The sequence below is a fragment of the Ramlibacter sp. G4-7 genome, assembly GCF_057784995.1.
On record NZ_JBYNTT010000013.1, the window covers coordinates 38,218 to 62,531 of the forward strand.

At 67.9% G+C, this 24,314-nt stretch carries 24 protein-coding genes and 1 pseudogene; 11 read left to right on the forward strand and 14 right to left on the reverse strand.

Annotated elements, in window-relative coordinates; translation table 11 throughout:
• Window positions 1-272 precede the first annotated feature (272 nt).
• A complete protein-coding gene (locus AC3EGR_RS17985; RefSeq protein WP_488547883.1) occupies window positions 273-845 on the forward strand; it encodes a carboxymuconolactone decarboxylase family protein in 573 nt (190 codons plus the stop codon).
• Window positions 842-1,663 (forward strand): amidohydrolase family protein, encoded by an 822-nt coding sequence (locus AC3EGR_RS17990; protein WP_488547884.1) that lies wholly within the window; start codon window positions 842-844, stop codon window positions 1,661-1,663. The genes AC3EGR_RS17985 and AC3EGR_RS17990 overlap by 4 nt, the downstream gene beginning before the upstream one ends.
• A gap of 44 nt (window positions 1,664-1,707) precedes the next feature.
• On the opposite strand, the gene AC3EGR_RS17995 is transcribed toward AC3EGR_RS17990, so the two are convergent.
• The 7 genes from AC3EGR_RS17995 to AC3EGR_RS18025 all read right to left on the reverse strand — a co-directional run bounded on the left by AC3EGR_RS17995 (window position 1,708) and on the right by AC3EGR_RS18025 (window position 8,791).
• Window positions 1,708-2,325 carry a glutathione S-transferase family protein gene (locus AC3EGR_RS17995; protein ID WP_488547885.1) on the reverse strand — a complete coding sequence of 206 codons (618 nt, stop codon included), beginning with the start codon at window positions 2,323-2,325 and terminating at the stop codon, window positions 1,708-1,710.
• A complete protein-coding gene (locus AC3EGR_RS18000; RefSeq protein WP_488547886.1) occupies window positions 2,325-3,554 on the reverse strand; it encodes a CaiB/BaiF CoA transferase family protein in 1,230 nt (409 codons plus the stop codon). Before AC3EGR_RS18000 ends, AC3EGR_RS17995 begins: the two co-directional genes overlap by 1 nt.
• Window positions 3,555-3,656: 102 nt before the next feature.
• Window positions 3,657-4,874: an acyl-CoA dehydrogenase family protein gene (locus tag AC3EGR_RS18005; protein WP_488547887.1), complete on the reverse strand. Its 1,218-nt coding sequence runs from the start codon at window positions 4,872-4,874 to the stop codon at window positions 3,657-3,659.
• 84 nt (window positions 4,875-4,958) lie between these two features.
• A complete protein-coding gene (locus AC3EGR_RS18010) occupies window positions 4,959-5,735 on the reverse strand; it encodes an enoyl-CoA hydratase/isomerase family protein (protein ID WP_488547888.1) in 777 nt (258 codons plus the stop codon).
• Window positions 5,736-5,759: 24 nt separating this feature from the next.
• Complete coding sequence (locus tag AC3EGR_RS18015) at window positions 5,760-6,725, reverse strand: Bug family tripartite tricarboxylate transporter substrate binding protein (RefSeq protein WP_488547889.1); 966 nt, start codon at window positions 6,723-6,725, stop codon at window positions 5,760-5,762.
• The gene (locus AC3EGR_RS18020; RefSeq protein ID WP_488547890.1) at window positions 6,722-7,801 is read right to left on the reverse strand and encodes a mandelate racemase/muconate lactonizing enzyme family protein; all 1,080 of its coding nucleotides are present in this window, start codon (window positions 7,799-7,801) and stop codon (window positions 6,722-6,724) included. Before AC3EGR_RS18020 ends, AC3EGR_RS18015 begins: the two co-directional genes overlap by 4 nt.
• 9 nt (window positions 7,802-7,810) lie before the next feature.
• Window positions 7,811-8,791 (reverse strand): Bug family tripartite tricarboxylate transporter substrate binding protein, encoded by a 981-nt coding sequence (locus AC3EGR_RS18025; protein ID WP_488547891.1) that lies wholly within the window; start codon window positions 8,789-8,791, stop codon window positions 7,811-7,813.
• Between the two features lie 183 nt (window positions 8,792-8,974).
• On the opposite strand from AC3EGR_RS18025, the gene AC3EGR_RS18030 reads away from it, so the two are divergent.
• From AC3EGR_RS18030 to AC3EGR_RS18040, 3 genes are read left to right on the forward strand one after another with little or no spacing between them, the layout of a single operon-like run.
• Window positions 8,975-9,949: a Bug family tripartite tricarboxylate transporter substrate binding protein gene (locus tag AC3EGR_RS18030; RefSeq protein ID WP_488547892.1), complete on the forward strand. Its 975-nt coding sequence runs from the start codon at window positions 8,975-8,977 to the stop codon at window positions 9,947-9,949.
• Entirely contained in the window at window positions 9,946-10,773 is an 828-nt protein-coding gene (locus AC3EGR_RS18035) for an alpha/beta fold hydrolase (RefSeq protein WP_488547893.1), read from the forward strand. The genes AC3EGR_RS18030 and AC3EGR_RS18035 overlap by 4 nt, the downstream gene beginning before the upstream one ends.
• Window positions 10,774-10,807: 34 nt before the next feature.
• Window positions 10,808-11,764 carry a LysR family transcriptional regulator gene (locus AC3EGR_RS18040; protein ID WP_488547894.1) on the forward strand — a complete coding sequence of 319 codons (957 nt, stop codon included), beginning with the start codon at window positions 10,808-10,810 and terminating at the stop codon, window positions 11,762-11,764.
• Window positions 11,765-11,790: 26 nt separating this feature from the next.
• Here AC3EGR_RS18040 and AC3EGR_RS18045 read toward each other — a convergent pair whose 3' ends face one another.
• Complete coding sequence (locus AC3EGR_RS18045; protein WP_488547895.1) at window positions 11,791-12,450, reverse strand: flavin reductase family protein; 660 nt, start codon at window positions 12,448-12,450, stop codon at window positions 11,791-11,793.
• Between the two features lie 125 nt (window positions 12,451-12,575).
• Between AC3EGR_RS18045 and AC3EGR_RS18050 the strand changes: the two genes are divergently transcribed.
• Window positions 12,576-13,559 (forward strand): Bug family tripartite tricarboxylate transporter substrate binding protein, encoded by a 984-nt coding sequence (locus AC3EGR_RS18050; protein ID WP_488547896.1) that lies wholly within the window; start codon window positions 12,576-12,578, stop codon window positions 13,557-13,559.
• 83 nt (window positions 13,560-13,642) lie between these two features.
• On the opposite strand, the gene AC3EGR_RS18055 is transcribed toward AC3EGR_RS18050, so the two are convergent.
• The 3 genes from AC3EGR_RS18055 to AC3EGR_RS18065 all read right to left on the reverse strand — a co-directional run bounded on the left by AC3EGR_RS18055 (window position 13,643) and on the right by AC3EGR_RS18065 (window position 16,585).
• Window positions 13,643-15,622: an adenylate/guanylate cyclase domain-containing protein gene (locus AC3EGR_RS18055; RefSeq protein WP_488547897.1), complete on the reverse strand. Its 1,980-nt coding sequence runs from the start codon at window positions 15,620-15,622 to the stop codon at window positions 13,643-13,645.
• A gap of 157 nt (window positions 15,623-15,779) precedes the next feature.
• On the reverse strand, window positions 15,780-16,091 hold the full coding sequence (locus tag AC3EGR_RS18060; protein WP_488547898.1) for a WGxxGxxG family protein: 312 nt from the start codon (window positions 16,089-16,091) through the stop codon (window positions 15,780-15,782).
• A gap of 272 nt (window positions 16,092-16,363) precedes the next feature.
• Complete coding sequence (locus tag AC3EGR_RS18065) at window positions 16,364-16,585, reverse strand: hypothetical protein (protein ID WP_488547899.1); 222 nt, start codon at window positions 16,583-16,585, stop codon at window positions 16,364-16,366.
• Between the two features lie 678 nt (window positions 16,586-17,263).
• Here AC3EGR_RS18065 and AC3EGR_RS18070 point away from each other — a divergent pair.
• The 3 genes from AC3EGR_RS18070 to AC3EGR_RS18080 all read left to right on the forward strand — a co-directional run bounded on the left by AC3EGR_RS18070 (window position 17,264) and on the right by AC3EGR_RS18080 (window position 19,660).
• Window positions 17,264-17,647 carry a hypothetical protein gene (locus AC3EGR_RS18070; RefSeq protein WP_488547900.1) on the forward strand — a complete coding sequence of 128 codons (384 nt, stop codon included), beginning with the start codon at window positions 17,264-17,266 and terminating at the stop codon, window positions 17,645-17,647.
• A gap of 316 nt (window positions 17,648-17,963) precedes the next feature.
• Entirely contained in the window at window positions 17,964-18,953 is a 990-nt protein-coding gene (locus tag AC3EGR_RS18075) for a Bug family tripartite tricarboxylate transporter substrate binding protein (RefSeq protein WP_488547901.1), read from the forward strand.
• Between the two features lie 35 nt (window positions 18,954-18,988).
• A complete protein-coding gene (locus AC3EGR_RS18080; protein WP_488547902.1) occupies window positions 18,989-19,660 on the forward strand; it encodes an RraA family protein in 672 nt (223 codons plus the stop codon).
• Between the two features lie 391 nt (window positions 19,661-20,051).
• On the opposite strand, the gene AC3EGR_RS18085 is transcribed toward AC3EGR_RS18080, so the two are convergent.
• The 3 genes from AC3EGR_RS18085 to AC3EGR_RS18095 all read right to left on the reverse strand — a co-directional run bounded on the left by AC3EGR_RS18085 (window position 20,052) and on the right by AC3EGR_RS18095 (window position 22,636).
• The gene (locus AC3EGR_RS18085; protein ID WP_488547903.1) at window positions 20,052-20,360 is read right to left on the reverse strand and encodes a muconolactone Delta-isomerase; all 309 of its coding nucleotides are present in this window, start codon (window positions 20,358-20,360) and stop codon (window positions 20,052-20,054) included.
• Between the two features lie 64 nt (window positions 20,361-20,424).
• Window positions 20,425-21,411 (reverse strand): NADPH:quinone reductase, encoded by a 987-nt coding sequence (locus tag AC3EGR_RS18090; RefSeq protein WP_488547904.1) that lies wholly within the window; start codon window positions 21,409-21,411, stop codon window positions 20,425-20,427.
• 7 nt (window positions 21,412-21,418) lie between these two features.
• A complete protein-coding gene (locus tag AC3EGR_RS18095; RefSeq protein WP_488547905.1) occupies window positions 21,419-22,636 on the reverse strand; it encodes a cytochrome P450 in 1,218 nt (405 codons plus the stop codon).
• A gap of 161 nt (window positions 22,637-22,797) precedes the next feature.
• Between AC3EGR_RS18095 and AC3EGR_RS18100 the strand changes: the two genes are divergently transcribed.
• Window positions 22,798-24,006, forward strand: coding sequence for an ABC transporter substrate-binding protein (locus AC3EGR_RS18100; RefSeq protein ID WP_488547906.1), 1,209 nt, complete (start codon window positions 22,798-22,800; stop codon window positions 24,004-24,006).
• A gap of 132 nt (window positions 24,007-24,138) precedes the next feature.
• Window positions 24,139-24,270 (forward strand): annotated as a pseudogene (locus tag AC3EGR_RS18105) (thioredoxin domain-containing protein); the annotation flags it as partial.
• Window positions 24,271-24,314: the final 44 nt, after the last annotated feature.

A 24,314-nucleotide genomic window follows, 5' to 3' on the forward strand; every position in this document is an offset into this window, starting at 1 on the left:
GCATCGTCGTGCAGCACGGCCCGGACAGCACGCGGCCCAGGTCGAGCACGACGAAGCCATTCAGGGGCCCGGGGGCGTCGGTGGCAGGCGGACTGGATTCCAAGCTGGCTATTCTTGGCGGTCCGCCCGTGCCGCGCAAGGGGCCGGCGGCCATGACAGCCTTGCGCGCCCGCGCAAGCCCGGCGGCTCACGCGCCTGCATTGCCGTTTGACGCAATCCAGCGTTGCCGGCCGGCGCGCGTGCGTCCGGCCCCCGCTGCCTATCATGCTTCCATGCCCCGCATCCCGCTCTTTCCCAATGAGTCCATGGACGCCGCCCAGCGCGCCATCCTCGACAAGATCGTTTCCGGCCCGCGCGGCAAGATCCAGGGGCCCCTGCGCGCGGCCCTGCACAATCCCGAGCTCGCCGACAAGTGGCAGGCGCTGGGCGCGCTGCTGCGCTACGGCACCTCGCTGCCGCCGCGGCTGTCGGAAATTGCCATCCTGGTGACCGGGCGCGCCTGCAACTCGCCCTTCGAGTGGTACGCGCATCGCATCGAAGGCGAGAAGGCCGGCATCGAACCGGCGGTCCTGGATGCGCTGCTGGCGCAGGTCGAGCCGCCCGCCCTGTCGGAGGAGGACGCCGTCGTCTGGCGCTACGCCGTCGAACTCAATCGCGACAAATCGGTGTCCGATGCCACCTATGCCCGGGCGGTGGATCGGCTGGGCGCGCGCACGGTGGTGGAGCTGACCGCGCTGATCGGCTACTACACCATGGTCGCGATGACCCTCAACTGCCACGAGATCCCGCTGCCGGAAGGGGTGTCCGCCGCCTTTCCGTTGCCCCAGCACCAGGAGGCGAAGTGAACGAGAACGCGGTCACCGACGGCTGGGATTGCCACGCCCACCTGTTCGGGCCCTACGAGCGCTTTCCGCTCGCCGCCGACCGCAGCTACACGCCGCCGGAAGCGATCCAGGCGCAATACGGGGCCTTGCTGCGTCGCCTCGGGCTGAAACACGGCGTGCTGGTGCATCCCAGCGCCTATGGTGACGACCATTCCCTGCTGTTGCATGCGCTGGCATCGCAGCCCGCGCTGCGTGGCGTGGTCGTCGTGCGGCCCGGCAGCCCGTTGTCGCTGGCCGGCCTGCGCGAGCGGGGCGTGCGCGGCGCGCGCTTCAGCCACCGCAGCGGCGCCGGCGCCAACTTCGCCGGCAGCGCTTCGCTGGCCGACCTGCGCGCACTGGCGCCCGCGCTGGCCGATGCCGGCCTGCACGCGGAGCTGTGGACCGATTGCAAGGTGCTGCCGGAGATCGCGGACGAACTGCGCAAGCTGCCGGTGCCGGTCGTGATCGACCACATGGGCGGCTTCGACGCCAGGGCCGGCGTCGGCGATGCCGGCTTCCGCGCGCTGCTGGCGCTGCTGGAAAGCGGCAAGGCCTGGGTGAAGCTGTGCGCCTATCGCAACCTGTTGAACGAGCCGGACTGGGAAGTCGGTCGCCCCTTCCAGCAGGCGATGGTGGCCGCGAACGCCGAACGCCTGGTCTGGGGCAGCGACTGGCCGCACCTGCGCGTCACGCCCACGCCGGACGCCGTGCAGTTGCTGGACATGTTCATGGACTGGGCCGGCAGCGACCTGGTCGTGCAGCAGGTGCTGTCGACCAATCCCGGCCGCCTGTACCGCTGAAAGAAGCCCGGCGCCCGGGACAGTCGTGGTCACCTGGCAAGGGCTCAGCCATCGATGGGCTCGGTCGCCTGGAAGGAGGGGCGCTTGCACAGCTGCGCATGCCATTGCGCGAGGCGCGGCGCAAGGGCACGCCATCCCAGCGCATCGAAGCGGTAGTCGATGTAGCCCAGGGCACACCCCACGGTGAGCGTGCCGATGGAGAAGGGCGCCGCGCCGAGGGCAGCGGCTTCCGCATCGAGCAGGGCCAGCGAGGCGCGCACCTTCAGCTCGAAGGCATCCAGCAGCGGCTGCAGCGGCACGGCGCGCTCGCGCTCGTTGCGCCACAGGATCAGCGCATCCAGCAGGCCGTCCCCAAAGGCGTGCCAGCGCAGCGCCTGCCATCGGGGTTCGCCTTCGCGCGGAAACAGCCTGCCGTCGGCCAGGTCGTCCAGGTATTCGCAGATCACCACCGAGTCGAACAGCACCGAGCCGTCCTCGCGCACCAGCGTGGGAATCTTGGACAGCGGGTTCACCGCCATGATGGCGGGATTGGGCTTGAGCATGGCGGCCACCGAACGCACCAGTTCCAGGCGCGGCACCAGCCCGAGCTCGTGGGCGCACACCATCACCTTGCGCACGTAAGGCGACTTCGGCGACCAGTGCAAGGTCAGCTTGCCGGCCATCAGATCACCTCCTGTTCGCGCAGCGCGGCGATGTCCGCGGGCGCATAGCCGAGCTCCGAGAGGATGTCGGCACTGTGTTGGCCCAGCAGCGGTGGGGCCGACCGGATCGGCAAGGTGTCCCCGTCGAACCGGATCGGGCTCGCGACCAGCGGCACGTCCACGCCGGCCGGATGCGGCACGCGCCGCAGCATCTCGCGCGCCTGCACCTGGGGCTCCTTGAACACGTCGGCCACGGTATTGATGGGGCCGCAGGGAACGCCCGCGGTGTCCAGCGCCGCAATCAGCTTCTCGCGCTCCCATTCGGCGAACGCATCGCGCAGCAGCGCCGAGAGCTCGCCGATGTTCCTCACCCGCTGCGCATTGGTGGCGAAGCGCTCGTCGGCGACCCATTCGGCATGGCCGAACACCTGGCACAGCTTGCCGAACTGGCCGTCGTTGCCCACCACCAGGATCACGTCACCGTCGGCGCAGGTATACACGTCCTGCGGCTGGATGTTCGGGTGCGCGTTGCCGTTGCGGCGCGGAACCTTGCCCGACACCAGGTAGTTCATGGCCTGGTTGGCGAGCGTGGCCACCTGCACGTCCAGCATCGCGATGTCGATGTTGCCGCCGACGCCGGTTTCGTTGCGGCGCGCGAGCGCGGCCAGCACCGATACGGCCGTGTACATGCCGGTCATGAGGTCCACGATGGGCACGCCCACCTTCTGCGGTCCGCCGCCCGGCTTGCCGTCCTTCTCGCCCGTCACGCTCATGAGCCCGCCCATGGCCTGGATCAGGAAGTCGTACGCGGGCTGGTCGCGCCGCGGCCCGGTCTGGCCGAAGCCGGTGACCGAGCAATAGATGAGACGCGGGTTGATCCTGCGCAGCGATGCCTCGTCCAGGCCATAGCGCGCCAGCGTGCCGGCCTTGTAGTTCTCCAGCACGATGTCCGCCTTCGCCGCCAGTTCCCTGACGATCTTCTGGCCCTCGGGCTTCTCGAGGCTCACCGTGATCGAACGCTTGCCGCGGTTCACCGCCAGGTAGTAGCCGGCCTCCTTGGTGTCGCGGCCCTGCGCGTCCTTCAGGAAGGGAGGCCCCCAGGTGCGCGTGTCGTCACCGGCGCCCGGGCGCTCGACCTTGATGACTTCGGCGCCGAGGTCGGCCAGGATCTGGCCGGCCCAGGGTGCGGCCAGGATGCGGCTGAGGTCGAGGACCTTGACGTGCGACAGCGGGCCGGTGGCGGTGCTCATTGGCGAATCTCCTTGGTGCTGCTGCATTCTCGGATTCGCCCCGCCGCCCGACTAGCCGCCCGCTGTCAACCCTGTGATGCGCCTGCGCGCATACCCGGAGTTCTACCGGTGCTTGGCCAGCTCCAGCTTGGCGATCGCGTTGCGGTGCACCTCGTCCGGTCCGTCGACCAGCCGGACGGTGCGCTGGTGCGCGTAGGCCTCGGCCAGCCAGAAGTCCTGGCTGACGCCGCCGCCGCCGTGGGCCTGGATGGCCCAGTCCACGACCTTGCACGACATGTTGGGCGCCACCACCTTGATCATCGCGATCTCGGCGCGGGCCACCTTGTTGCCCACGGTGTCCATCTTCCAGGCTGCGTTCAGCGTCAGCAGCCGGGCCTGGTCGATCATGCAGCGCGACTCCGCGATGCGCTCGTGCCAGATCGACTGCTCGGCGAGGGGTTTGCCGAAGGCGACGCGCTTCTGCAGGCGGTCGCACATCAGTTCCAGGGCGCGTTCGGCGGCGCCGATGGAGCGCATGCAGTGGTGGATGCGGCCGGGCCCGAGGCGGCCCTGGGCGATCTCGAAGCCGCGTCCCTCGCCCAGCAGGATGTTGTCCACCGGCACCCGGACGTTGTCCAGCGCCACCTCCATGTGGCCGTGCGGCGCGTCGTCATAGCCGAACACGGACAGGTGCCGAAGGATCGTGACGCCGGGAGTGTCGCGGGGAACGAGCACCATCGACTGCTGCGCATGGCGTGGCGCGTCGGGGTCGGTCTTGCCCATCACGATGAAGATCTGGCACCGCGGGCTGCCGGCGCCCGACGAGAACCACTTGCGGCCGTTGATCACGTAGTGCTCGCCCTCGCGCCGGATGGAACACTGGATGTTGGTGGCGTCCGACGAGGCCACGGCCGGCTCCGTCATCAGGAAAGCCGAACGGATTTCGCCGGCCAGCAGGGGCTGCAGCCATTGCTTCTTCTGCGCGTCGGTGGCGTAGCGTTCCAGCGTCTCCATGTTGCCGGTATCGGGGGCGGAGCAGTTGAACACCTCGCCGGACCACGATACCCGCCCCATCACCTCGCACAGCGGCGCGTAGTCGAGGTTGGAGATGCCGCCATGGCCCTGGTAGGGGTGCGGCAGGAACATGTTCCACAAGCCGGCTGCGCGCGCCTTGGGCTTGAGCTCCTCGATCAGCGGGACCACCTGCCAGGGATTGCCCGCCCGCCGGAACGCATCCGTTTCGCGGTGGTAGCGTTCCTCGTTGGGGTAGATATGCTGGTCGAAAAAGGCGCGCAGGCGTTGCAGCAACTCGGCGGATTTCGGGGACGGTTCGGCGAACATGGGTCTCTCCTTGGGACGACGCGGCGATTGGACCCGGTTATAGCCGCCCCCGTCGATCACCCGAGCGACAGCAGGGCCGGGTTCCTAGCGGCCGGTGAAGACCGGGGCCCGCTTCTCGGCGAAGGCGAGCTGCGCCTCCCTGGCGTCTTCGGTCTTGCCGATCTGGGCGGTCATGTCCTGCTCGTACCGGTAGCCGTCGCGCAGGCTCATGTCCTCGATCGTGTTGAGGGTGTGCTTGAACATGCGCGTGGCGATCGGGCTCTTGGAGGCGATGGTGCGAGCGATCTCCAGTGCCTTGGGCATCAATTCCTCCGGCGGCACGCAGGCCTCGACGACGCCCAGGCGGTAGAGCTCCGCGCCGTCCACGCGCATGCCGGTCAGGGCCATGCGGCGCAGCCGCGAATGGCTGAACAGCCGCATCGCGTGGCGACCGCCACCGAGCAGCCCGACGTCCACTTCCGGCATGCCGAGGGAAGCCTTGTCGGATGCGACCAGGATGTCACTGGAGGCCACCATCGCCAGGCCCGAGCCGAGCGCAGCGCCGTTGATGGCGACCACCACCGGCTTGGCGCATTCGCGGATCGCATGGAAGCATTCACGGGTGCGGCGCGAGTGCGCCGGGAGGTCGCCGGGGCCCTTGATCACGTCCTTGCGCCCCTTGAGGTCGGCGCCGGCGCAGAACACCTTGCCGGCGCCCGTCAGCACCACCGCCCGCACCTCGTCCATCTCGGAAATCCGGTCCAGCGCGAGGGTGAGTTCGTCGTTGAGCGTGCGGGTCAGCGCGTTGACTGGCGGCACATTGAGGGTGAGGGTGGCAACGAAGTCCTCGATGCGGACTTCGAGCTGGGTCAGGTCGTTCATGGTGGGTCCTATCCTTGTCCGGATTCAGTCGAGCTTGGCGCCGGAGACTTCGATCACCTTCTTCCACTTCGCAGCCTCGCTGCGGATCAGGGCGGCCATCTCGGCCTGCGTGCTGCCCTGGGGGATGACGCCACTGGCGGCGAGCTGTTCCTTCAGCTCGGGCGAGCGCAGCACGGCGTTGATCTCGCGATTGAGCCGGTCGATCACGGCCTGCGGTGTCCTGGCCGGCACCGAGATGTAGTTCACCGGCGCCGCCTCGAAGCCCTTGAGCTCGTCGGCGATCGGCGGCACGCCGGGCAGCAAGGGGGAGCGCGCGGAGGTGGCGACACCGAGCGCGCGCAAGGCGCCGCTGTCGATGTGCGGCTTGTACACGGCGATGCTGTCGATGGCCATCTGCACCTGCCCCGAGAGCAGGTCGGTCAGTGCCGGCCCGGTGCCGCGATAGGGAATGTGGACGACGAAGACGCCGGCCGACTGCTTGAAGAGCTCGCCCGCGAGGTGGCTGCTGGCGCCCTGGCCGGCGCTGGCGAAGTTGATCTTGCCGGGACGGGCCTTGGCGTAGGCGATGAACTCCTTGAGCGTGCGCACGGGCAGGTCCTTGTTGACCACCAGCACGTTGGGCACGATCGCCACTTCGGACACCGGCACCAGGTCGCGCTCGGGATCGTAGGGCAGCTTCGCCATCAGCCAGGGGTTGGCCATCTGCGGGCCCGGCGTCGTGTACAGCAAGGTGTAGCCGTCGGCCGGCGCCTTGGCGACGATGTCCGCGCCCAGGGTGGCGCCACCGCCAGGCTTGTTGTCCACCACCACCGGTTGCCCGAGCCGCCTGGCCAGCGGTGCAGCGACGGCGCGGGCGACGATGTCGGCGCCACCGCCCGGAGCGAAGGGCACCACCAGCCGCAATGGCCGGTTGGGATAGTCCTGGGCCGCGGCGCCCATGGCGCATGCAGCCAGCAGCACGGCGGCGATCTTGCGAATGCTTCTTTTCACTGGGGTCCTTGGTTCTTGTAGGTGACGCCGCATCCCGGTCCGGACGGCAGCCGCAGCTGGCCATCCTGCACCGGCAGCGGCGTGAAGGGGTCGTCCCGCAGGTGCAGGTGTTCCGACAGTTCGCAGGCGTAGGGCAGGCGCCGGACCACGCAGGCGGCCTGCAGCGCCATGGCCTGCAGCAGCGCCGGACCGAAGGCGGCGCCGATGCGGCAGCCGACCTCGCCGGCCTCGCAGATGCGCACCGCCTGCAGGAAGCGGCGGATGCCGCCCAGGTTGGTGACCTTCAGGTTGATCACGTCGACCGCGCGCTCCGACACCAGCCGGAACACGTCGCGCACGCTCTGCGCGCTCTCGTCGGCCTCGATCGCCACCGGCAGGGTACGCGTGAGCAGGGCGAGCCCGGCGAAGTCCGCGGCCGGCACCGGCTGCTCGATCAGCGCAATGCCGTAGCGCTCCATGCGGCCGAAGGCGGCGATCATCTGCTTGGCGTTGTACGACTGGTTGGGGTCCAGCGTCAGCGCCACGCCTTCGCCGACCGCGGCGCGCACGGCAGCGATGCGCTGGACGTCCAGGTCGGTATCACCGGAGAGTTTCAGCTTCAGCTGCCTGTAGCCTTCGCCCGCCAGCCGGCCCGCGTTGGCGGCCATGTCATCGGGCGACTTGATCGGCAGGATGCGCGACAGCGGCACCGCGTCGCGCAGCTTGCCGCCCAGCAGCACGTGCACCGGCACGCCCAGGCGGCGCGCCAGCAGGTCGTGCAGCGCCATGTCGATCGCGGCCTTGACGGTCGGCTGGTAGGCCAGCGTGGCGTCGATCTCCTCCATCGTGCCGGCGAGATCGTCCACCGGGCGCCCCACCAGGCGCTGCGCCAGGAAGGCAAGGCCGGCCTCGGCGCCGGCACCGTGGGTGGAGATCGCCGGAATGGCGTGGCAGTAGCCCAGCCCCTCGTTGCCGTCCTGGTCGGCCAGGCGCAGCACCCAGCCCTCCAACTGCGGCACCTGCGCGCGTGCGAACTTCCACTGCGGGTCGGCCAGTGCCTGCGTGCAGGGATGCAGGGTAGCGGTGGCGATGTTCATGGCAGCCGGTCACTCCAGCGTGATCTTCGCCTTGCCGATGATGTCCTTCCACTTGACCGATTCCGCCTGCATCAGCCGCTGGTATTCGGCGGCGGTGGAGGTGACCGGCAGCGCGCCTTGCTGCAGGAATTGCTGCTTGGTCTCCGGCGCTTCGACCGCTGCAATGAACGCGTCGCGCAGCTTGTTCGCGATGGCCGGCGGCACGCCCTTGGGCGCGACGATGCCGTAGGTGGTTTCCATCGTGACGCCGGGCAGGCCCTTTTCCGCCATGGTCGGCACGTTGGGCAATTGGGGGGCGCGGGCGCTGGCGGCCACCGCCAAGGCCTTGAGCGAACCATTGTTGATGTGCGCGAGCACCGGCAGCAGGTCCACCATGGCGACCTGCACCTCGCCGCCCAGCAGCCCCGTGATGGCCGGGGCGGCACCCTTGTACGGGATGTGCAGCATGCTGACGCCCGCCTGGTCCTTGAAGATCTCCATGCCGATGTGGGGCGTGGTGCCCGGGCCGGCCGAGCTGTAGCTCAGCTTGCCGGGCTCGGCCTTCGCCTTCTTCACCAGCGCCTCCAGCGAGTCGATGCCCGACTTGCTGTTGACCACCAGCACGCTCGGGATCTTCGCCACCAGCGTCAGGTACTGGAGGTCGCCCGGCGCATAAGGCGCCTTCATCAGGTTGGGCATGCCCGCCAGCGGGCCGGGCGCGACCAGGGCAAAGGTGTAGCCGTCGGCCGGCGCCTTGACCGTGGCGTCCACGCCGATGGTGCCGCCGGCTCCGGCGCGGTTGTCCACCACCACGGGCTGGTGCAGGGCGGCGCCCACCTTCGTCGCCAGCAGCCGCGCAATGGCGTCGGTCGGGCCGCCTGCCGCATAGGGCACGATGAGCTTGATCGGCCGGGCAGGCCATTCCTGGGCGTGCGCGGCGCTGCCGGCAAACAGGCTGCCCACGAGCGTCAGGGTGGTCGTCACGGAAAGAAGGCGGCGGCAGTGGGCCATGTCATGTCTCCTGGTGTTCGGTGCGGCAGTCTAGGCAGCGGCGCACCTTCGAGCCATGCACCGACCGCGCAAGGCTGCTATGCAAGCCCGACCTGACGCGAGCTGAAACCCAGCCATGCCTGTGGCCGCATGGGCAGTGGCCGCTGCGAAGGCTAGAGTAGAACGCAACCGAGGAGACAAGACATGCCGAGCGTGATCCGCCGCCGCTTCCTGGCGGCTGCCGCCGCCCTTGCCGCAACCCCGCTGGCGGCCTGGGCCGCCTTTCCCGACAAGCCGCTGCGGCTGGTGGTGCCGTTTCCGGCCGGTGGCGCGGCCGACCTGATGGCGCGCGGGCTGGCGCAGCACCTGGGCGAGCAGCTGGGGCAGCAGGTCGTGATCGACAACCGGGGCGGCGCCGGCGGGACGGTCGCGTGCGAGATCGTGGCCCGCGCGCCGGCCGACGGCTACACGCTGCTGTTCGGCACCATGGGCACCCAGGCCATCAACCCGGCCCTCTATCCCAAGTTGCGCTACGACCCGTTGAAGGACTTCGCGCCAGTGGCCTTGACGCACATCACCCCGCGCGTCCTGGTGGTGGGCCCTTCGGTGCAGGCGCGAACCGTCGCCGAACTGGTCGCCGCGGCCAAGGCGAAACCAGGCCATTTGACCTACGGCTCTGCCGGCAACGGCAGCTCCAGCCATCTCTCCGGCGCGCTGTTCGAAAGCCTGGCCGGTGTCGACCTGGTGCACGTTCCGTACAAGGGAAGCGCGCCGCTGCTCACCGACCTGCTGGCGGGCCGGGTCGACGCGACGTTCGACTCGTTCACGGTGTACGAGGAGCACATCAAGTCGGGCCGGGTGCATGCGCTGGCGGTGACCTCGCGCACGCGCATGGCGGCGTTGCCGAAAGTGCCCACGCTGGCCGAGGCGGGCCTGCCCGGCTACGAGGTCTCCAACTGGCTGGGCGTGCTGGCGCCGGCCGGCACCAGCAAGGAGGCGGTGACCGCCTTGCATGCGGCCGTGATCCGCGCCATGGCGGACCCCGGCATGCACCGGCAACTCACGGCCCTCGGCATCGAGCCCGCCGCCTCCACGCCGGAGGAATTCGCCGCCCTGATCCGCAGCGAGATCCGCCGATGGGCGCGCATCGTCAAGGCGTCCGGCGCCAAGGTGGAATGAGCCACTGCCCCTGCCTGCCGCCGCAGGCGCCCGCCGTCGAAGGCATGGCCGATGTCGGGGGCTGCCGGCTCTGGTACTGGGATACCGGTGGCACCGGCGAGCCCGTGGTGTTCCTGCATGCGGGAAGCCAGAGCGGGGCGGGATGGGGTTACCAGCAGCCGGTGTTCGCCGGCGCGGGTTACCGGTGCATCGGCTATTCGCGGCGCGGCTGCTGGCGCTCCGAGGCGGGCGATCCCGATCGTCCCGGCAGGGCGGCGGACGACCTGTGCAAACTCCTGGACGACCGCGGCATCGGGAAGGCCCATCTCGTCGCTCTCGCCCTGGGCGCCTTCTACGCGCTGGACTTCGCGCTGCTGTATCCCACGCGCTTGCGCACCCTGACCATCGCATCGTCGTACCTGGGCATCGACCCTTCGGAGTTGGAGTATGCCGAGGCCAATGCCCGGCTGCGGCCGCCGGCCTTCGACGCTTTGCCGATCGACTTCAAGGAACTGCACCCGTCGTACCGTGCCGCCAATCCGGCGGGCGTGCAGGCGTGGCTGGCGCTGTCCAGGCAGGCTCGGTCGGGCCCGCCCATCGTGCCCGAACGCCCTTGGCCCATGACCTGGGCGCGCGTGGAGACCATCCGCCATCCCATCCTGCTCATGACCGGTGATGGCGACCTCTACACGCCTCCCGCCTTGCTGCGCATGCAGGCGCAACACATGCCCACCGCGGAGACGGCCGTCATCCAGGAGGCGGGGCACTGCGCGAACTGGGAGCAGCCGGACGCCTTCAACCGGGTCGTGCTGGACTTCCTGGGGCGCCACGCAGCGCGAGGCTGACTGGCCGCAGCGGTCGGTCCGATAATCGCTGCCGATGCACAAGGCCCGGGCCACCGAATACGAACTGGACATCGCAGCCGATCTCCAGAAATGGCGCTCGTTCGTCGCCATCGCCGAACTCGGCAGCCTCACGCGCGCCGCGCTGTTCCTGGACAGCAACCAGTCCTTCCTGAGCCGGCAGGTGAATGCGCTGGAGCGCGAATGCGGCACGCGCCTGTTCAACCGCACCGGCCGCGGCGTGGAACTGTCGGAGGCGGGGCAGCGCCTGTTCCCCCAGGTGAAGGAACTGCTGGAACGCGCGCAGGCGCTGGAGCACGACATCCGGGCCGACCTGCGCGAACCGGTCGGCACCGTCACCCTGGGGAGCCTGCCTTCCATCGGCACCATCCTCACCGGCCGCCTGTTCGCCGCCGTGCGCGCGCAGTTGCCCGGCGTGAGCCTGAAGGTGCTGGAAGGCTCCAGCGGGCAGGTCGAGGAATGGCTCGCCGACGCCCGCGTGGACATCGCCATCCTCTACCGCTACACCGCCACGCTGCCAGAGGGGGAGGAAACCCTGGCCACGGTGGACAGCTACCTGATCGGCCGGTCCGGCGACCGGCTCACGGCCGACGGCCAGGTGCCCTTCGCCAGCCTCGACGACCTGCCCTTCATCCTGCCGGGCGCACCCAACGGACTGCGCACGGCGCTCGATGCGGGCGCGCGCCAGGCCCGCATCACGCTGGCGCCGGTGATCGAAGCCGATTCGCTGCCGCTGCAGAAGCAGTTGACCGCGCAGGAAGGCCTGTACACCGTGCTGCCGCTGCATGCCGTGTGGCAGGAGGTGCAGGAGGGCAAGCTGCAGGCGGCGCGCATCGTCGAGCCGCCGTTCCAGCGCACCGTGGCGCTGGCGTTCTCGCGGGCCAAAGGGCCGTCGCGCGCCGTGACGGCGGTCGCCGGCCACATCGTGGGCATCGTCGGCGAGATGGCCGCGCAAGGCATGTGGCGGTCCTGACGCCGCGCGCGAGCGGCGGATCGCTTTCAGCCCGGCGCGCTATCGGCCGGCGCCTGCCAGCCTTCGCCGCCGGGCGGACGCTGCAGCATCGGCCGGTGGTAGATCTCGCCAAGCCCGGCATAGAACGGTCCGCCCAGGCGCGCCACCGGCCGCAGCTTGACGCTGTCCACGCGCTTGCCGTCGTACACCTGCGGTGAAAGATGGAAGGCCACCACTTCGCCGATGAACAGCGTGTTGATGCCGCGTCCGAGCACGACGACCTGGTCCAGGCGGCACTCCATCTGCACCGGCGCCATGGCGATGCGAGGCGGCCGCACCTTGCGGCTGGGCAGCAGCTCGATGCCCAGCGCCTCGGTCTCGCTGTGCTGCGGCGCGTAGTTCTCGCCGCAGGCGTGCATCACCTCGAAGTTTGCTTCGGTGGCGACGTTGACGACGAACTCCCCGCTTTCGCGGATGTTGCGCGCCGTGTCCTTGGTTTCGCCCTCGCGCAGGGCGATGTTCACCGCCAGCATGGGCGGGCTGGTCGCCACGTAGTTGTAGGAGCTGAAGGGCGCCGCGTTCACGCGGCCCGCCGCGTCGACGGTGGTGATCCACGCCACCGGCCGCGGCACCACGCAGCCGATCACCAGCCGGTAGGCCTCGGCGGTGTCCAGGCCCTCGCCGTCCACGAAGATGAAATCGTCCATGCGGCGAGTGTCGCGCGTGCGCGCCCGGCGAGGGATGCGCAAGCCCGCATCGCAGCTTTGCCGACGCGGAGATGGCTCGCGGCCGGTCGCGTGCCCAGAATCGGACGGATCATCCCGAGGACCCCATGCACCCCTTGTCCACCCATTACCGTCGGATTCTTCTCTGCCTGGCGGCCGCCCTGTTCGTCCTGCCGCCGGCCCTGGCAGAGCAGGCCTGGCCATCCCGGCCGGTCACCCTGGTCCACCCTTACGCGGCGGGCGGTCCCGCCGACACCATGGCGCGCGCCCTCGCGCATCAGCTGGAACAGCGGCTGAAGCAGCCCGTCATCGTCGACGCCAAGGCCGGCGGCGCCGCTACGATCGGCACCGGCTTCGTGGCGCGCGCCAAGCCGGACGGCTACACCCTGCTGGTCGGCACTTCGGCCGGCCATGTGGTCACGCCGCTGATGCAGAAGATCTCCTACGACGGCGTTGGCGACTTCGCTTTCGTGGCGGTGGTCGCCAACCAGCCGAACGTGCTGGTCGTCAATCCGGCCTTGGGCGTCGACAGCCTGCAGGCCCTCATCGCCCTGGCAAAACGCGAGCCCGGCAAGCTGAACTACGCATCGGCCGGAACCGGCGGCGCGACCCACCTGGGCGCCGAGGCGTTCCTGCAGCGTGCCGGCATCCGTGCCACGCACGTGCCGTATTCCGGCGCGGCGCCGGCGCTGAAGGACCTGCTGGGCGGGCAGGTCATGATGGGCATGCTCAACCTGGCCGCCGCGCAGCCCTTCATCGAGCAGGGCAAGCTCAAGGCGCTGGCTTACGGCGGGGCAAAGCGGTCTCCCGTGCTGCCCCAGGTGCCCACGCTGGCCGAAGCCGGGTTCGCCGGAACCGAAGTCTCCACCTGGTACACGCTGGCCGTGCCGAAGGGCACGCCGCCCGCCGTGATCGAAGTGCTCCGCAAGGCCGTGGCCGAAGCCGGTGACGACCCGGCGTACCAGAAAACGCTCACCGCGTCGGGCGCCGAACGCATGGACCTGAGCCCTGCGGAAACCACCGCCTTCGTCCAGCAGGACAAGGTGCGCATGACGAAACTGCTCGGGACGCTGAATCTCCTCGACAAGTGAGGAGACGGGCAGGTCCGGATCCATCATCCTGGAAGCCGAGCGGTTCCGTCTGGCCCGCCGGTAGCGTGGACTCGTGGGCTCGACTAGCTTGAGTTCTGAGGCTGCCAAGGCACGGTGGCGATCGTCATCGGCGTCGACAAGCCTTTCAGACTGACTTGCCTTTCTTCGCCGTGCTGGATGGAGAGCGAAAGAGACTCCAGCGTCGACCGGCTGGCCACGATTTCGCCGCCCGTGGCTACAGCGGCGATGCGCGCCGCCTCGTGCACGCCCTTTCCGACGTACTCGCTACCGACAACGGAAGCCTCTGCCGCGTGCACGCCTATGCGCACCCGGGGGGCGAAGCCGTGTTCGTCCCCGTGCGCCGCGAGGCGGCGCTGGATCGCAATGGCGCACTGCAGGGCCTGCTCGGATTTCGCAAACGCGACAAAAAAGCCGTCCCCCGCGTGTTCGACTTCGGTGCCTTCGAAGCACTCGAAGCATGCTCGCAAAGTGCGGTCGTGCCACCCACGCAACCGTTGCCAGGCCTCGTCGCCGACAGCATCGAGAAAACGGGTGGATTCGACGATATCGGTGAACATGAAGGTGCGTGCCTGACGGCTGGGGACCCTGACAGTACTCGCCGGCAGCCGCATGAGCTGGCGCTTGGTCGACGCGGAATCCAGTGCGGCGCCGATCTGCTCGAAGGTGGAGAGGACTGCCGTCAATTCGATGGCGGCCGATTCGGGATCGCCGAGGTTTGTGAGCGCCTCGGCTAGCACTGCCTGCGCACGAGCGCTCTCGTAGGGCGCATCGATCTCCCGAAACAGGGTACGTGCGCGGCGCAGGGCATCGGCCGCTTCCTCGGCACGACCTTCCGCGAGCAGCACCGCGCCTTTGGTGAACGCCGCGTCCGCGAGGGGCCCTGGTGTGCCCAGATCAAGAGCCAGCCGCTCGAGTTCTTGCGCGGCTCGACGCGCGAGTTCCAGGTTTCCGACTGCAAGCGCGCAGCTTGCGAGCGTCGGAAGCGTATTCACGCGCCGCTCTCGCATGAGGAGGACGGGGCTTTCCACCGCGCGCTGGATCATGCGCAGGGCACTGGCGGCATTGCCTTGGGCAAGGCGTAAGCGGGCCAGTACCGGCTGCGGATCCACGCCAAGCTCGACCGCGCGTTTGCAAGCTTCGTCGGCACCCTCGAGATCGCCGCGCCGCAGTCGAATCTCGGCAAGTTCTGCGTACGCCCAGCCGGTCATGCGCGGGTTGGCCACCAGGAGCGCCTGCAGGGCTATGTCGGTATCCGCCTCCGCTTCTCGCAGCGCGCCGCGAACTCGGTGGACCTCGGCCTGATGCAGGCGGCAGAGGCCCGGAAACCAGCTTACCAACTCGCGCTCGATCCAGCCGCCAAGCACGTTCGTCCATTCCATGGCGCGGCCCCAGTCGGATCGGCTCACGCAACCGTGGATCATCGAGCAGAAGATCATCCCGGCAGCAAACGGTTCGAGATGGCTGGAGGCGGCCAGCGCGCACGCCTCGTCCTGGAGCTGGACTCCTTCCGCGCTCCGGCCGTCCGCGACCAGGGCGCGTCCGAGCCAGAGGGTGCCGAGACCCTCTACGGCCCCGTCTCCGTATTTGCGGCCAATGGCAACCGCGCGCTCGGCGCATAGCCGACCCGCCTCGACTTCGCCGCGCGCGAGCGAACGCCAGCAGGAGAACCAGGCTTCCAGTCCGTGTTCGGCGCATTCGGGTTCCTGCTCGAGCAGTCGGCTTGCGCGGGCAGCATAGCCTTGCGACACCGCCTCCTTGCCCGCGTCAAAGTAGTGTTGGGCGAGGTAGATCGCCAGGCGCGCAGCTCCCCTGAGCTTGCCGACCTGGACGTACATCTCTACCGCGCGTTGAGCGTCACGTGCCCATTCGGCATACCGTCCTGTCCATCGCGCCGCCCATGCGAGCTGCTCCAGCGTGTCCGGGACCAGCGTGCCCGCGCCATCCGCTGCGGACAGGAGCTCGAACGCCCGCTCCCACTGGCGCTCGCGGAAAGCCTCGCAGCCCTGCGTTACCTGCGCGTCGAAATCGTGATGTGCTCGCACGTGCGCAGCTTAGTGCAACGTGGGAAAAACAAAACCTTTCGACAGCGGCAGCGCGCCTGCATCGGCAGTGCAGGACGATGTGAAGGCGGTCTCGCCAAAAAAAAGAGCCCGCGCTAAGGCGGGCTCGATCGCCAGTTGAAGGGGAGTCTTCTTCTTGCTAGCGTGCGGTGGTCGTGCGGTTGTAGTTGTCGCGCCTGTCGTCGTGGCGCCGTCGAAGTCCCAGGAGCCCGGCAAGGCCCAGCAAACCAAGCCATCCGATGTCCCGGTGATTTTCGGTGCCAACGTGACGCTCCGTGTCGCTCGGGCTGGCACCCATCGCCTGCGTGCTCGGCGCGGTCTGGGCTGACTGGGCGGTCGCATTGCTGCCTGGCTGCGACGTCGTCGTGGACGACGTGTCTTGCGCGAACACCGGAATCGCGCACGCCGTCCCCAGGGCCATGATTGCAGCGGCCTGTTTGAACTTGTTCATCTACGTCTTCTCCGAAAGTTGATGAAGCCATCATGCGTGCTCGCAAGCAGCGGGCGGGTCGGGGGCAGTCGCTCTGTTTTGTAGACCGATTCGGGCCAGCAGTTCGGGTGTGCTATGACGCTGCTGGCAGAGGCGACGCCGGACGTGGTACTTCCTGGCCGAGGGCAGGAGGCCTTACAAGCCTGGCGGGCTGGAGGCCGGCGGCGAGGCAGCACTGGATGCGGCGAGCGCGGTTGTCCGTGTGATCGCCGCGGGTCTGGATCGGCGCTTCGCTAGTGGGGAGCAGGTGGAGAGCCTTGGGCGCGCAGCGCCTGCAGCAGGCGCTCCAGAATTGCCATGACGATCTCGCCTTGGGCATCGACGGCCGCTTGCCTTCTGGCGATCTCTTCGGTGTCGAGTCTTTCCGTCGCGCTGATCAGCGCGTGCTGCATCGCGGTCAGCTCGGATTGAGCCGAACGCAGATCTTCCAGCAGTCCCCTGATCGACGATGCCATTGCGCGCATTCTTCGGCGCCCCCAGTTGAGCTTACAACGTGCCGCGGCCGGGCGCCAGCATCTCCGGAGGATGTCCCCCGATGGCGCCGCAACGTCGTGACCGCTGCGGCCCGGGCCAACAGCCGCGTTGGGTTTGGCGTCTTTTTTTGCTATGTGCGCTCGCAGCCTGAGAGTAGACTGATGAGGTCTCCTGCGTCTGAGGAGCTGGGTAGCCCGGCCGCGCCACGGCAGCCCCCGGACACTCCCTTTCGCGGGGGACCCCAAGTTGCAGACATCGATGGCAGGCTGGATTCGGGCACCGCCTGAGAGCCTTTACCGATGCCTCTGGACTAATCCGCCCTGTGGCAACGTTTGTGCAGTAGATGCGTCGTTGGTGAGCCAAACGCACGTGGGTGCACCGCTTAGCTCTGCTCTCGCTCTTCTCTCCTTGCTGTTCACCTTCGACCCGGCTTCGGCCGGGTTGCTTTTGGGAAAGCGACCGAGACAGCAAAGCGCAGGTGCAAAGCGTTGGAAGCGGCAACAACCGACTTTGCTGCCTGCTCATTGCCAGCGCGCCCCATCGTGACGGGCGCTTTGCCATTGCCGCGTCCACGGCCTAGATTTGCCTTCCAACTCCTGAAGGAGGTCGTCATGCTTCGGGCAACTTCACATCGGCCACGGCTGGCTCGGCTGTTCGCCTTGTGCATCGTTTGCGCGGCCGGCAGCGTCCACGGCGACGACGGCGACAACCGCACGCCCCTCGCCACTCCGCCCCTCACGCTTGGCACATCGCTCGCCTGCGTCGCCGCCAACGTCGGCACGAAGCAGGCGACACTCGACATCGAGATGCACGACACCGACGGCACCGTCATCGCCAGCCAGAGGTGCACGCTGCCGCCGGGGGCGATCAACTTCGGCGGGCGCCAGTGCGCGGTCCTGCAGGCGGTGCCCCTGCCGGGCATGGTGGGCTACTGCACGTTCACGGTGCTGCAGGGACAGAAGAAGAACATCCGCGCCGCCATCATGAGCCACAACTCGAACCAGGGACCAGGCAACGTACCGGCGGCGCTTGCGGCTGAGTAAGCCCTTTGCGTCTTTGCTCCGCTCTCACCGGGCGGTGTAGGCAAGTATCCGCCAGCCTGCGCGCAGCTCGCCGCTCAGCGCGTGACGAGCCTCCATGCCAGCCAGCCGCCCTGCCGCGCGAGCAAGGCCAAACCCGCGCCAAGGAAATTCTGGCGCCGCGCCGGCGGCGAACCCGCACGCGATGTCGACGGCTCTTCGGCCGCCGGAGTCGCCCGAACGTGCGCCGGTAGACAACCAAAGTGGCGGTCCTTTTCCTCTCGAGGGATTGAAGTACAGTCTCCCGGCCGCTGCAGTTTGCGGTCACGAGGAGACAGAGTTGACCTTCCCCAAGAAACGCCTGGCCGCCATGGCGCGGACCCTGGCCATCGGTGCAAGCGCTTGGCTTTCGTTCGCGGGCCACGCCGCCGACTACCCCGATCGCCCCATCAAGATCATCGTGCCTTTCACGGCCGGTGGAGCGACCGACATTGCAGGGCGCGTGCTGGCCGAGGAACTCGGCAAGGCCCTGGGCGGCAGCGCGGTGGTCGACAACCGCGAAGGCGCGGCCGGCGTGATCGGCGTGCAGGCCGCGATGCGCGCGCCGGCGGACGGCTACACGTTCGTGATCACGGGCAACACGCTCATGACCTCGCACAAGATCCTGTACAAGAACCTGCCTTACGACCCGCTGAAGCATTTCGACCCGGTGGTGCGCGTTTCCGCCGGCTCTCACATCATGGTCGTGAAGCCGACCTCGCCGTACAAGGACGTCAAGGACCTGCTGGCTGCCGCGCGCGCGAAGCCGGGCTCCATCACCTACGGCTCGGGCGGCAACGGGACGAGCGTGCACCTCGCCGCTGAAATGTTCCAGGCCATGTCGGGGGCGAAGCTGATGCACGTGCCGTACCGCGGTACGTCGCTGGCCGTGACCGGCCTGCTCGCGGGTGACACCGACCTCATGTTCGACACGACGGCGTCGGCATTCCCGCGCATCAAGGCGGGGCAGATCCGGCCCCTGGGCATCACCGCGGCGAAGCGCTCGCCGGACCTGCCGGACGTGCCCACCGTGGCGGAGCAGGGGTTGCCGAACTACGAAGCCCTGTTCTGGCTGGGCCTGTATGCCCCGAAGGGCACGCCGCCGGAGATCCTGCACCGCGTCGAGGACGCCACGCGCAAGATCCTCGCGAACGAGCAGGTGCGCAAGCGCCTGGTGGACGTCGGCATGACGCCGTACTTCGCCACCGGCGCCGATCTCGGCAAGCAGATCACGCGGGAAACGGCCGAATGGGCCGACATCATCGGCAAGGCGGGCTTGAAGCTCGAATGACGCGCCCGACAAACCAAGACATCCCAAGGAACATCATGAACCTCACCCAGCCCGGCTTCCGGATCAACATGGACTACGCGAGCGTCGACCAGGCGCTCCTGGAACGCGCCCGAAAGATCCCCGTGGCCGTGATCGGCGACGTGTCCCGGCGCCTGCAGTGCTTCAGCGCCGGCTTCACGCAGTACGGCGGCAAGAAGAAATTCGTCGGCCCGGCGCTCACCGTCAAGGTCCGTCCCGGCGACAACCTGATGCTGCACAAGGCGCTCGACCTGGCCAAGCCGGGCGACGTGGTCGTCGTCGACGCGGGCGGCGAACTGCGCACTGCCATCATCGGCGCCATGATGAGCAGCTATGCGAAGTCGCGCGGAATCCTCGCCATCGTGGTGGACGGCGCGATCCGCGATGTGGAGGAACTGGCCGCCCTCGACATCGGCGTAGTCGCCCGCGGCGCGACGCCCAACGGCCCCTTCAAGTCCGGCCCGGGCGAGATCGGCTATCCGATCTCCTGCGCCGGCGTGACCGTCGCGTCCGGCGACCTGATCGCAGCGGACCTCGATGGCGTGCTGGTGGTGCCGAGGGCCGATGCCGCCGGCCTCATTGCCAAGGCCGAAGACGCCGCCGCGATGGAACAGATGTGGGAAAAGGCGATCGCCGAAGGGACCGGGGCGCGCGGCTGGGTGGACGAGGCCCTGCAGAAGGTGGTCTGAGCCGGACCGGCCGCCAGGCACGCTTGCGGCGGACTCGGCGCCAGCCGGCTCCTCCGCGGCCCTGTCCTCGATGCTGACCTGGACGCCGCGCCGCTGCAGGTCGCGGCGCTCTTCATCAGGCGGCGAACACTCGACCTACGGATTCACAGTCCGCTGCTCACGCACCCTTCAGGCCCCCGTTGGGGCGGCCGCATTTTGTGAGTACGTCGGTGCCGTAAAGGGCCCTCATGGGCAAGCGCCGATGCGGTCTTCAAGGCCGCTTTGGGCACCGATGCCCCCGCCGTGCACCGGTGGACCGTTAGGGTCACGTCACTCCGCATTTCCCGCGCTTTCCATTCTGGAGGACGACCTCGGGTACGGTCGCTCTACGAACGGCGCCGGCAACGTTCCCTCAGACCGCGGACTTCGACTTGAGCTCTTCGTAGGCAATCTGCACCCGATGCTTCATCAATGGAGTGACTGATATTTTGATGTAAGGAGCGAGCGGCAGCGCAGCGATGACGGAGTCGAGTTGCTCGACACTGTCCGTCTGCCAGAGGCTGAAGTTGCCCCCGCGGCCGACGACCCGGTCGATGCGAAGCAAGATTCCCTTTTCCATCAATTCGATGGCCGCAGCCGTTTCCAGCGCCAGCATCTCGACGAGCTTCGCCTTCGACCACTCATGGGGGAAGGAGGGGGTGATATCGACGAGAAAAAGCATGGAAGCTCCTTGACGGCAGGATGGGAGAAAGACGTCCCGAATGGCGGCGCTCCGCTCCACACGGTCAGATCACCGTCAGTACGACGTTTCCGAGCACCTCGCCCGCCTCCACCAGTTCGTGGGCTCGTGCGGTCTCATCGAGGGGCAGGGTGTGGCCGATGGTGTGCTTGAGTTGCTTGCCTTCCAGCAGCCGGCCGATGTGAGCCACGCCATCGGTCCGGTCGCTGGCCGAGATGTCATAGATCATGAAAAAGTGCAGGCTGGCGCTCTTCTGGATCAGCGTCACTGCAGGCAGCACGGCTTCCGCTCCGGAGGTTCCGTAGATCACCACGCGCGCGCCGCGCCGCAGCGTCTGGGGATAGCTTGCCGCGTTCCTGGCGAGATCTACTTCCAGCACGCAGTCGACGCCTGCCCCTGCGGTGATGGCCTGCACGCGCGCAGCGACGTCCTCGTTGCGGTAGTCGATCACGTGATCGGCGCCGGCGTTCGCTGCGTGCTCGGCCTTCCGAGGTGAGCTGACAGTGGTAATGACTTCGGCGCCGCGCAATTTGGCAAGCTGGATCGCGTAGTGGCCCACTGCCCCGGCGCCGCCGGGAATCAAGACGCGTATCCCCGGCTCGAGCTGGGCCAGGCGCACCGCCTGAACTGCGGAAAACAGCGGAATCCCGAAGCAGGCCGCTTCAGCGAATCCCACAAGGTCTGGCAGGCGCACAGCTTGTTCCGATGGCAGCGCCACGTATTCGGCTGCCGTGCCGAAGGCGCGCTTCCACTGGGCGTTCCAGGTCCAGACGCGCTCGCCGACTCGCCCTGCAGGGATTCCCTGGCCCACAGCCTCGATCACTCCGGCGCCGTCACTGTGCGGAATGATCAAGGGTGCAATGAGGGCGCGCCTGCGGTTCTTCCAATCCGAAGGGTTCACTCCCGAGGTGTGCACCCGCACAAGCACCTCGCCCGGGCGAGGCGCCGGCGGGGGCTGCTCGCCCACCTGGATGACCTCGGACGCCGCACCCGGACGCGTGTAGTAGGCCGCGCGCATGTTCAGGCGGGTCAAGGCGCCGTCAGGCAGCGTGGATGCGGATGGGCAGCTTGTCCAGCATGCGCATCTGGTTGATCGGGCGGTACGTGGCGGGAGCAGTCAATTCCAGCCGTTCTACACGGCGGCAGAGCGCGCCCAGCAGCGCTTCCGATTCGGCCCGGGCGATCATTTGGCCGATGCAGGCGTGGATGCCCGTCCCCAAGGCCACGTGGTTGCCGGCGAGCTGCGGGCGATCCACATCAAAGGTGTCCGCGTTCGCGAACTGGCGCGGATCCCGGTTGGCTGCCCCGAGGAAAACACCGACCTTGGTGTCCGCTTCCAGCCGCATGCCGGAGAGTTGGGTTTCGCCCTTCGTGGTGCGGTAGGTCACCTGGAACGGAGTCTCGTGGCGGATCCCCTCTTCGAAGGCCGCCTTCACCTTGGCGGGGTCGGCGCGCAGCCGCTGCCACTGATGCGGGTTGCGCGCGAGCTGGTGCAGCGTGAAGCCGATACCGGCAATGGTCGAGTCGGTGCCGCCGCCGACGAAGCTGCGCACCACGTTGGAAGCAACGCCCTCATCCAGTTGCCCGGCGTCTTCCGCCTCGAACAACATCGAGGCGATCGAGTCGGGCAGCACCCCCTGGCGCGAGACGCTTTCCTCGAACCATGCGAGATAGGGCTGGGCGTTCAGCATCGCGCGCTCGAACAGCTCGTTCTTCGGCCCGCTCTGGTTGAAGCGCATCTCGCCGATCGCAAGGGTCTCCGTGCGTGGAAGGCGCACGCCCACCGCGCCGGGAAAGGCCTCGAGGACGAAGCGCTCCACGCAATCCTCCACTCCGTCGAACTCGCGCTGTTCCACCAATTGGTCGACGAGGCGTTCTGCCTTTGCCTGGAACGCATCTTTCCACTTGCGGATCACCAACGGGGACAACAGGCGCGTGACGACCGAGCGGATCTTCGTGTGGTTGGGGGGGTCCGACTCCAGCAGGCGACTGGGAATTCGAAAGTCCCCCGGCTTGCGGATGTCCTGGATGCCGATGCCGCCGGCATTGGTGAAGCGGGCGTGGTCGGCCAGCACTTCCTTCGCTTCTGCATGCCGCCCCACCGCGTAGACGCCGTGCGGCTTGATAAAAGCGATGGGACCGGCTTCACGCAGTGCCTCGTGGAAGGCATAAGGGTCGCGCAGGACGTCGATGGCGTAGGGATCGATGTCGAGCACGGGCACTTCGCTCAATGCGGGTGCTTCGGCGGTAGGGGTCATGCGGCAGGCTCCTCGGACGCTTGGATGACAGCAAATCTAGGGGGTGGCCACGTGGGCGTCTGTCCCCCTGTCGGGGGCCCTGTCACTCCCCATGGGGACAGACGCTGCGGGTTCGCCTTGATTTACTCGCATCACCAGACCCCTCGAACCCAGGAGACTCCATGCGCGCATCCCTCGTCGCCTTGCTGGCCGGCACCGCTCTTGCGGTGGCAGTTCCCGCACAGGCCCAGAAAAACTACGGCCCGGGCGTCAGCGACACCGAGATCAAGCTTGGTCAGACGGTGGCGTACAGCGGACCGGGCTCCGCCTATTCGATGGTGGGCCGCATGTCGGTCGCCTACTTCAAGATGCTCAACGAAACCAAGGGTGGCATCAACGGGCGCAAGATCAACCTGCTCTCCGTCGACGACGCCTACAGTCCTCCCAAGACGGTGGAAGTCACGCGCAAGCTGGTCGAGTCCGACCAGGTGCTGGCGATGGTCAACTCCATGGGCACGGCCGCCCAGAGCTCGGTGCAGAAGTACCTGAATGCCAAGCACGTACCGCAGCTGCTGTTTTATGCATCGAGCCCGGCGCTGCACGACTCCAAGGCCACGCCGTGGACCGTGCCGTTCTCGTTCGCATATGACATCGAAGGCTCGATCTACGGCAAGTACCTCGCCCAGTCCAAGCCAAACGCGAAGATCGGCGTCCTGTACCAGAACGATGACGTGGGCAAATCCTACATCCGCGGCTTCCGCGCGGCGCTTGGGCCCAAGGCCTCCAACATCGTGAAGGAAGTCAGCCAGGAAATGTCGGATCCCACGGTGGACACGCAGATCCTGCAGCTGCAGGCTTCCGGCGCCGACACCCTGGTGGTGTTCACCTCCAACAAGGCGCAGGCGCAGGCGATCAAGAAGGTGGCAGCCATCGGCTGGAAACCCTTCTACATCGTGCCGTACGTGTCGAGCTCGATCACGGGCGTGCTGGAACCGGCGGGCTTGGACAACTCGGTGGGCCTGGTCTCCAGCTACTGGTTCAAGACGCCGTCGGATCCGACCTGGACGAACGACAAGGCGATGCAGGACTACCTGGCCTTCTTCAAGAAGTACCTGCCCAACGACAACCCCGGCGATACCACCTCGGTCTACACCTACATGGGCGCCCAACTGGTCGCGCTGGCGCTGGAGCGCTGCGGCGACAACCTCACGCGCGAGAACCTTCTCAAGCAGATCCAGGGCCTGAAGGACGTGGAGCTGGGCATGCTGCTGCCCGGCATGAAGATCAACTTCCGCCAGGACGACTACTACCCCATCCGGCAGGCGCGCTTGGCCTCCTTCGACGGCAAGGCCTGGAAGCCGATGAGCGAGCTGATCACCATCGAGCGCTAGGAACATCGGACCCGAAGCGAGCGTGGGGCCGCATGTGCGGCCCTTTCCTTTTGTGCGACCCAGCAATGCAGGCCAGCCATGATCGACCTTCACTACGTCCCGACCAGCAACAACCTCAAGATCGCCATCGCCATGGAAGAACTCGGACTCGCCTACCGCCTGGTCAAGTACGACATGTACGCGGGCACGCACCAGACGCCCGCGTTCCGCCGGATCAATCCCAATGCGAAGCTGCCGGCGATCGTCGACCACGAGCCGATGGATGGCGGTGGCGCTCTGCCGGTGTTCGAGTCGGGCGCCATCCTGAT